The 1676-nt window shown below is 56.7% G+C and carries 1 protein-coding gene; it reads left to right on the top strand.

The genetic code is table 11. The features are described 5' to 3' along the window. Nucleotides 1-142 precede the first annotated feature (142 nt). Nucleotides 143-1676: DNA topoisomerase IV subunit A (gene parC / locus WD429_RS02690; protein ID WP_368420634.1), on the top strand; the 1534-nt coding region annotated here is incomplete at its 3' end.

Raw genomic sequence — 1676 nt, forward strand, 5'->3', positions numbered from 1 at the left:
ATCAGGATAGCCAGTATCCAGTAAAAATCGTCCTCACGCCTCACACCTCCCCCCTCACAATATCAAGGCTTCTTATTTTCTCCCATTTCAGCGACAATCGCGACCTTGAAAATACGTTTCATCCAGATTAACGAGATCAACCATGTCACAAAACCTTACCCTTGATTTTGAACAGAACGAATCCCAGCCCATCCAGGTATTTACCGAGAAGGCCTACCTGGATTACTCCATGTACGTCATCCTCGACCGGGCCCTGCCGCACATTGGCGACGGCCTGAAACCGGTACAACGCCGGATCATCTACGCCATGTCCGAGCTCGGCCTCAAGGCCGGGGCCAAGTACAAGAAATCCGCGCGCACCATCGGTGATGTCATCGGCAAGTTCCACCCCCACGGCGATTCTGCCTGTTACGAGGCCATGGTGCTGATGGCGCAGGACTTTAGCTACCGTTATCCGCTGGTGGACGGGCAGGGCAACTGGGGCTCCATGGATGATCCCAAGTCCTTTGCCGCCATGCGTTATACCGAGGCCAAGCTGCGCCCGTATGCCGATGTGCTGTTGGGTGAAGTCGCCCAGGGCACGGTGGACTGGTCACCGAATTTCGACGGGACCCTGGAAGAACCCAAAATCCTCCCGGCGCGGTTGCCGAATATCCTCCTCAACGGCACCACCGGCATTGCCGTCGGTATGGCCACCGATGTGCCGCCGCACAACCTGCGCGAAGTCGCCACTGCCTGTATCCGTTTGCTGGACGAACCGAAGGCGACGGTCAACCAGCTTTGCGAACATATCCAGGCACCGGATTATCCGGTCGCGGCCGAGATCATCACTCCCCGTAATGAGATCCTGCAGATGTACGAGACCGGCAATGGCTCCATCAAGCTGCGGGCAATCTGGGAGAAGGAAGAGGACAATATCATTATCACCGCCTTGCCATATCAGTGTTCCGGCAACCGTATCCTTGAACAGATCGCGGCGCAGATGAATGCAAAAAAACTGCCCATGCTGGAAGATCTGCGGGATGAATCCGATCATGAGAACCCGACCCGCCTGGTGTTGATCCCGCGTTCCAACCGGGTCAACCCGGAAGAACTGATGTCACATCTGTTTGCGACCACCGATCTGGAAAAGAGCTACCGGGTTAATCTGAACATGATCGGCCTGGATGGCCGCCCGCGCGTGAAGAACCTGCGCGACATCCTCAAGGAATGGCTGCAATACCGTACCGAAACGGTACGCCGGCGCCTGCAATACCGGCTCGACAAGGTCGAGGCCGACATCCACCTGCTCGAAGGCCTCATGATCGCCTACCTCAATATCGACGAGGTGATCCGGATCATCCGCAACGAGGATGAACCCAAGGCCGTGTTGATGAAGCAGTTCAAGCTCTCGGACCTGCAGGCCGAGGCGATCCTGAACCTGCGTTTGCGCAAACTGGCCAAACTTGAGGAGATCCAGATCAAGGGCGATCTCAAGGAACTTGGGGAAGAACGCAAATCCCTGCAGCAGACCTTGGGTTCTGCTTCCCGCATGAAAACCCTGATCAAAAAGGAACTCACCGCCGATGCCGAATCTTATGGCGATGACCGCCGCTCGCCATTGGTGGAACGCGGCGAGGCGAAGGCCATCAGCGAGGCCGAATTGATCCCGACCGAACCGGTCACCGTCATCCTCT

Origin of the sequence: Marinobacter sp. (assembly GCF_040904845.1) — a bacterium.
Taxonomy (GTDB): domain Bacteria; phylum Pseudomonadota; class Gammaproteobacteria; order Pseudomonadales; family Oleiphilaceae; genus Marinobacter.